This window comes from Mesorhizobium sp. M2A.F.Ca.ET.037.01.1.1 (assembly GCF_003998075.1).
Classification (GTDB): domain Bacteria; phylum Pseudomonadota; class Alphaproteobacteria; order Rhizobiales; family Rhizobiaceae; genus Mesorhizobium.
In genome coordinates this window covers 1-7328 of the sequence record NZ_RZSA01000253.1, presented here as the reverse complement: position 1 = coordinate 7328, position 7328 = coordinate 1, and the positions used below count along the sequence as shown (strand labels likewise).

Genomic DNA, 7328 nt, shown 5'->3' with positions numbered 1-7328 from the left:
GTGTACTGGAACGCCGTGCCGGTGCCCGTCGGCGGCGCGCCGATCGAGCCACCCGACACTTGGACGTTCTGATCGCGCAGCGCCTGCACCACATCGCCCGAGGTCATTCCCAGGGCGGACAGTTTTTCCGGATCAAGCCAGATGCGCAGCGAATATTCGCGTTCGCCGAAGATGATAAGGTCGCCGACGCCGTCTAACCTGAGCAGTATGTCGCGCACCCGCGAGCGGGCGTAGTTCGAGACGTAGAGCTGGTCGTAGGTATTGTCGGGCGACAGCATGTGCACGACCATCATCAGGTCGGGCGAGCTCTTGGTGGTGGTGATGCCGAGGCGGCGGACCTCTTCGGGCAGGCGCGGCTCGGCGACCGACACGCGGTTCTGCACAAGCACCTGCGCCTTGTCGAGATCGGTGCCCAGCTTGAAGGTGATGGTCAGCGCCATCGACCCGTCGCCCGACGAATAGGATGACATGTAGAGCATGCCCTCGACGCCATTGATCTCCTGCTCGATCGGCGTTGCCACCGTCGCTGCGACCGTCTGGGCGTCGGCGCCCGGATACTGCGCGCGAACGACGATGGTCGGCGGCGCGATCTCGGGATATTGCGCGACCGGCAGCTGGGTATAAGCAATCCCGCCGAGGATCAGCAGGACGATCGAAACGACCGATGCGAAGATTGGACGGTCGACGAAGAAATGCGCGAACCTCATTGCTGCAACCCGGCGGTTTCGACCTTGGGCGGCAACGTCACCATCTCGACCTTCACCTTGGTGCCGGGCCTTGCGTGCATCAGCCCGTTGACGATGATCGTCTCGGCGCCGGTCAGGCCCGAGCGGATCACCCGGTAGCCGTCGAGAAGCGGTCCGGTGCGCACGGGCTTCGCCGACACCATTCCGGCCTCGTCCACCAGCAACACGATGCGACGATCCTGATCGGCGCCGATCGCCTCGTCAGGCACCAGCACGCCGCTATGCGGCAGCGACCCCGGCACGTTGATGCGCCCGAACATGCCTGGCTGGAGAACGCCGTCGGGGTTGGGAAACGTCGCACGAACCCGCATTGTGCCGGTCGCGTTGTCGATCCGGTTCTCGGCAAAATCGAGCTTGCCCTTGACCACCGCCTCCGCGCGGTCGGCGACCTGAACCTGCACATCGAGCCCGCCGGCGCCTTCCTGCATGCTGCCGCCACGCGCCATCGCGTCGCGGGCGTAGCTGAAATACAGACGCTCATCGACGTCGAAATAGAAGTCGATCGGGTCGCGCGTGACGATGGTCGTCAGCAAGGTGGAATCCGGCTGCACGAGGTTGCCGACCGATACCAGCCGGCGGTCGATGCGGCCGGACAACGGCGCCTTGATCTCAGTGAATTCCATGTTCAGGCTGGCCGTCGTCAGCGCAGCCGTCGCGCCCTGCATCTGCGCCTGCGCCGCAAGGTATTCCCGCCGGCGGTCGTCGACCGTGGCGGGCGAGATGTTGCCGGTCTTGGCAAGTTCGTTGGCGCGATCCAGTTGCATCTTGGTGAATTCGAGCAGGCTCTTGGCGACATCCACTTGCGATTTGGCGGCATCATAAGCGGCCTGGTACGGACGCTGGTCGATGGTGAAGAGCAGGTCGCCCTTGTTGACCAGTGCGCCGTCCTGGAAGCTGACCTTGTCCAGATAGCCGCTGACGCGCGAACGGATGGCAACCTGGTCGACGGCTTCGAAACGCCCGACGAACTCGTCGTCCTCGATGATGTCACGCACCACCGGCTTGGCCGCCGTCACCACGGGCAGCTGCTGGTCCTGCGCAAACGCAGTGCTGCTGAAAGCCATGCCGAGCAGGAATGCCGCCGACGCGGTGGCGCAGGCAAGCCAGCCGGCCGATCGACGGGGTCGCTCGCCCACGTCGCAACGCCATTGCCCATTGCCTGTGGTATCCATTTGCGTCCCCCTCGCTGGACCCGGAGGTCGGTTGATCCGCTTCTACGCTCAGGCTTTTTCGTCGAGACCCGAGCACTGCAATATTGTGCACGGCACATGATCATTTTCCATATGGGCTGAAATGTCCATCCTGTGGCTGCCTCCCCACCGGGTAGGCCTAGTCGCAATCTAAAGGAATCAGGATTCCTTTGACACACACCGTCAAGCCAAATTCGCCACGCTCGTCACCCGCCTTCAGCCACACACCCCTGATGACCGATTGGTAGGAGCGTATCACGGCTGAAAGCGTCAAGAGGCAGGTGCTGGCGCAAGGCGGCCGACGCGGCGCCGCGGTTGTTTTTCCGGCAACGGCAAGCGACGTCGTTGCGGCCAAGATGGGGGCACCAGCGGAATGGCATCTTTCTCGCTAGGTCGTCCCAGAACCGGACCGTCCGCTTCCGGCCCCAAAGACGCCATGGCAGCTTTGCGCTCATCTCGGCCGCTGGAGGGAATTTTGCCGCCGCCTGGAAGCAGACATGGAAGCCGAGCCGCGGAGCTTGTCCCAAGGCCACGCCTCGCCGGTCTGTCAATCGGGCGCCTGTCGTGCAACACTACTTACTAATATACGGGTGGGAAGCATTCCGCTGAAGCCGGCGGAAGGCCCTTTGGGGAGAAGCCAATATGCAGGGCTCGGTGGGAAGCGATCTTGCAAGTCGCCTGGCATCCGCAGATCGCCGTATTGCCGAACTGGAAAATAATTATGCTGACGCGGCAATCGAGCTTGATCGACTTTCCGCCGAAAACAAGCGCCTGATTCAACTCGCCGAGGAGCGCGCGAAGGAATTGGCCATCCTCAACAGCGTCGGTGAAGCGATGGCAAAGACGCTGAATGTCAAGACGGTGACCCGCATCGTGGGCGATCAGGTACGTGAAATATTTGGGGCGGATATAACCGAAATTTTGTTGCACGACGAGGCCTCTGATCTCATCACCGTCCCGTATTCATTTTACCGCGAGTACCAGGACGTCGAGCCTTTCACTTTGGGCGCGGGGCTGACCTCCAAGGTCATCCTCTCTGGAAAACCACTGGTTCTCGGGACGTCTGAACAGTCCATTGAGTTCGGTGCGATCTTCCTCAGCGAAGCGGAGCGGTCAGAATCGTATATCGGCGTACCAATCATCGCCGGTGGCAGAACCCTGGGCGTTGTCAGTGTTCAAAGCTACGAAAAGAATGCCTTTGGCGAAGATCATTTGCGCCTGCTGCAAGGCTTGTCATCAAGCATGGGCGTTGCGATTGCCAATGCACGCCTTTTCGACGAAACGCAGCGGCTGCTGAAAGTATCTGAGGACCGCGCAAAGGAACTGGCCATTCTCAACAGCGTCGGCGAAGCAATGGCGAAGACGCTGAACGTCAAGACCGTCACACGCATCGTCGGTGATAAGGTGCGCGAAATATTCGGAACGGACGTCACCGAAATCCTCCTGCGTGATGAGAAGTCTGACCTAATCACCGTACCCTATGCATTTTACAAGGGCTATCAGGACCCCGAACCATTTGCGATGGGCGAAGGGCTGACCTCAAAGGTCATACTGTCAGGCAAACCATTGGTATTGGGTACGACTGAGCAACACGTTGCTCCGGGTGCACTTATACCTACAGAGGAAGACAGGACCGAATCCTACCTAGGTGTGCCAATCATCGCTGGCGACAGGACTTTGGGTGTCGTCAGCGTCCAGAGCTACGAGAAGAATGTCTTCAATGAAGATCATGTGCGTCTGTTGCAGGGGCTTTCATCCAGCATGGGCGTCGCTATCTCTAACGCCCACCTGTTCGACGAGACCCAGCGCCTATTGAAAATGATGGAGGCTCGTAATGCTGAACTGGCCTTCGTGAATGGCGTTCAGGAAGTGCTCGTCTCCAATTTGGAAATGCAGGAGATATATGACCAGATCGGCGACCAGATTCATGAGATTTTCGATGCCCAGGTGGTGGATATCGGACTGTTCGATCCCGACGACAACCTTCTGCATTTTCCTTATACGATTGAGCGGAACGTTCGCTTCCCCGATTTACCGATGCCGCTCATTGGTTTTCGGAAACATGTCATGGATACGGGGCAGCCATTGCTGCTCAATGATGCTATCACTGCGTCCGAGAAATACGGCAACCCCGTGCTGCAGGGTGAGGCAGCTAAGTCGGGGCTGTTCGTACCGTTGATCATCGGAGGACAGGCAAAGGGCGTCATTTCCCTGCAAAACCTCGATCACGAGCACGCCTTCAATGAATCGGACGTGAATCTGCTCACCACGATTGGTAATGCGACGTCTATTGCAGTTGAAAAGGCGAGGCTGTTCACCGAGACCAGGCGCTTGCTGAAGGTAACCGAGGACCGCGCGGCAGAACTCGCTATTCTCAATAGCGTTGGCGAGGCTATGACACAGTCACTAGACCTGGATACAGTAATTCGTCTTGTAGGCGATAAGGTGCGGGAGGCCTTCGGGACCGAGGTCAGTGAAATTCTGCTGCATGACAGGGAATCCGGTCTGATCCATGTGCCTTATGCATACTTCAGGCAATATAGAGTTATTGATCCATTTCCGTTTGGCGTGGGTGTAGCGTCCAAAATCATAGATACAGGGCGCCCGTTAGTCTTCACGACTCTCGAGGGAGGAAAAGAGCTTGGTGCATTCTTTCCAGACGAAAAGGACAGGACCGCATCTTACATAGGTGTTCCCATCAAGTCTGGTGAAAGAACGCTGGGGGTTATCAGTGTACAAAGCTACCGGGAGAATGCGTTTGACGAAAATCACGTACGCCTCCTGCAGACGGTTGCCTCCAACATGGTCGTCGCCATAGCCAATGCCCGCCTGTTTAACGAAACGCAGCGTCTGCTGAGAGTGACAGAAGCTCGCGCTGCCGAGCTCGGCGCCATCAGTATGGTCAGCCAGGCGCTGATAGCGGAATCCGAACTCGAAAGCACGATCCAGCTGATCGGCAATCAGATGCAGGAAATCTTCGATGCCGATATCGTCTACGTCGCTCTGCTCGATCCGGAAACTAAGCTAATCCATTTCCCCTATCAGTTTGGCGAGGCCTTCACCACGCTCACGCTCGGCGAGGGACTGACGAGCAAGATCATACAGACCGGCGAGCCGCTGCTCATCAATCAGGATGTGGCGAAAAGGGGGGCTCAGATCGGGGCCACCCCCGTCGGCAAGAATGCCTTGTCCTACCTCGGCGTTCCGATCAAAACGGCCCAAGGAACGCTTGGCGTTATCAGTGTTCAGAGCACTACGCGGGAGGGCATTTTTACCGATGACTCGCTCCGCTTGCTTTCCACCATTGCCGCCAATGCGGGCTCTGCCCTGCACAACGCGCAACTATTCACTGAGCTCAAACAGTTGTCCCTGGCTCTCCAGCAGGCAAAGGAGGCGGCCGAGGCGGCAAATGAGGCGAAGAGTTCGTTTCTGGCGACGATGAGCCACGAGATTCGTACGCCAATGAACGGCGTGATCGGAATGAGCAACTTGCTCCTGGCGACAAAACTAGATGACGAGCAGCGGGAAATTGGAGAGACAATTAACAACAGCGCCGAGGCCCTGCTCACCATCATCAATGACATACTCGATTTCTCCAAGGTCGAGGCGGGCAAGATCGATCTCGATCCCCGGCAGTTCGAATTGCGCGATTGCCTGGAAAGTGCGATCGATCTAATAGCTCCGAGAACGGCCGAAAAAGGGCTCGATCTGAGCTATTTGATCGAGCCCGGTACGCCGGAGGCGGTAATTGCCGACAGTAGTCGGCTTCGCCAAGTGCTGATCAACCTCCTTAATAACGCGGTCAAATTCACTGAGCGGGGAGAGATCGTCCTTTCGGTGATGACGATCGCGCCCGCAGCCACAAGCCATGGTTCAAACGAGGACGGCGAGGGGAAGATTTGCACGCTCCAATTTTCGGTTCGCGACACCGGCATCGGTATCCCCGGCGACCGGATGGACCGGCTCTTCAAATCCTTCAGCCAGGTCGACGCTTCTACGACCAGGCGCTATGGCGGAACCGGACTTGGCTTGGCCATCAGCAGGCGTCTGGTAGAGTTGATGGGCGGCGAGATCTGGGTCGACAGCGCGGAAGGAAAAGGCACCACTTTCTTCTTCACGATTCGCGCGCCCGTGGCATCGCGCCAATTAGCAAACGCCCCGACGGCTACCGTCGGACTGGCAGGCAAGCGGTTGCTGGTCGTGGACGACAACGCAACCAACCGCCGCATCATGGCCCTGCAGGCGCAGTCATGGAATATGGTCGCGTCGGCGAGCGAACACCCGCGCGACGCACTGCGAAGGCTTGAAGCAGGGGAAGTCTTCGATGTCATCGTTCTCGACATGAACATGCCTGACATGGATGGCATCGAACTCGCTAGAAAAATCCGCGCGCTCGAAAGCATGGAAGGCGTTCCGCTGGTGCTACTTAGTTCCATGGTGCCAATGTCGGAGGACAGGAAAAAGGAAATTGAAAGTCTGCGGTTTGCGGCCGCGCTATCCAAGCCGATCAAGCCTTCTCCATTGCTCAATACGTTGCTGTCGATCTTCGTTGGAACGCCGGCTCGCTCCACCCGAGCCGATCAACCGAAGGCTCCCGCTTTTGACGGTTCGATGGCGAACACGTTTCCACTGCAGATTCTTTTGGTCGACGACAATGCCACCAACCGCAAGCTTGGCTCTAAGGTGCTCGAGCGCTTGGGATATAAGCCGGACCTGGCAATCGACGGCCAGTCGGCGATCGCTGCCTACAGCCAGGGCAGCCATGACGTTATCCTAATGGATATCGAAATGCCTGACATGGATGGGCTCGAAGCGACAAGATTGATCCGCCGTATCAATGCCGAACCCGTGCATCGACCATTCATCATTGCCCTGACCGCCAACGCGATGGCGGGTGATCGCGAGAGATACCTGAATGCTGGAATGGACGATTATCTGAGCAAACCGTTGCGTGTCGAAGATCTTATAGCCTCCCTGAACAAGGCCGTCGTGAATTTGGGTGAAGGTTCGCGGGGTGCAGCGGGTGAATTTGAAGATGCCAGCGCGCCCGGTCGTCCCTAGGTGGAACAGCGGCGTCGGAGTAATCGAGATTAGCGTCGCGGCAGCATCGCCGGGAATAGGGATCTCGCTAATTTAGCATTGGTGCGATAATCTGTCTTTTCAACGCGATGGAACTCTGAAAGAAGGGGAGCAGAGAGTTCGACTTCGCTCGTTTTTGCCAGCGCCGGCAGATGTTTTGTCGCTGGTTTTGGTTCGAAGAAGCATACATCGGGGGATGTTGTGGCGATCGACAGAGGGGCGCTGGACAAGCTGCGTGAGCTTGTCGGTGGCGAGGAAGCCGACCTTCTGGAGCTTGTGGAGTCCTTCTTGGAGGAAGGGCCATCCATCATGC

At 58.1% G+C, this 7328-nt stretch carries 3 protein-coding genes; 1 reads left to right on the top strand and 2 read right to left on the bottom strand.

Features of this window, described 5'->3' with window-relative positions; genetic code table 11:
- Together EOA27_RS14800 and EOA27_RS14795 are read right to left on the bottom strand one after the other, a co-directional pair.
- A partial coding sequence (locus tag EOA27_RS14800; RefSeq protein WP_189562035.1) for an efflux RND transporter permease subunit occupies window positions 1–707 on the bottom strand: 707 nt, incomplete at its 3' end.
- Window positions 704–1810: an efflux RND transporter periplasmic adaptor subunit gene (locus tag EOA27_RS14795; RefSeq protein WP_189343370.1), complete on the bottom strand. Its 1107-nt coding sequence runs from the start codon at window positions 1808–1810 to the stop codon at window positions 704–706. The genes EOA27_RS14800 and EOA27_RS14795, both read right to left, overlap by 4 nt.
- Window positions 1811–2578: 768 nt before the next feature.
- Here EOA27_RS14795 and EOA27_RS14790 point away from each other — a divergent pair.
- A complete protein-coding gene (locus tag EOA27_RS14790) occupies window positions 2579–6997 on the top strand; it encodes a GAF domain-containing protein (protein WP_126081567.1) in 4419 nt (1472 codons plus the stop codon).
- The last annotated feature ends 331 nt before the right edge of the window (window positions 6998–7328 follow it).

What these genes read in the sequence shown, in the direction of transcription:
- EOA27_RS14795 (WP_189343370.1), bottom strand. Translation starts at nt 1,810, where the DNA reads ATGGCTTTCAGCAGCACTGCGTTTGCGCAGGACCAGCAGCTGCCCGTG.
- EOA27_RS14790 (WP_126081567.1), top strand. Translation starts at nt 2,579, where the DNA reads ATGCAGGGCTCGGTGGGAAGCGATCTTGCAAGTCGCCTGGCATCCGCA.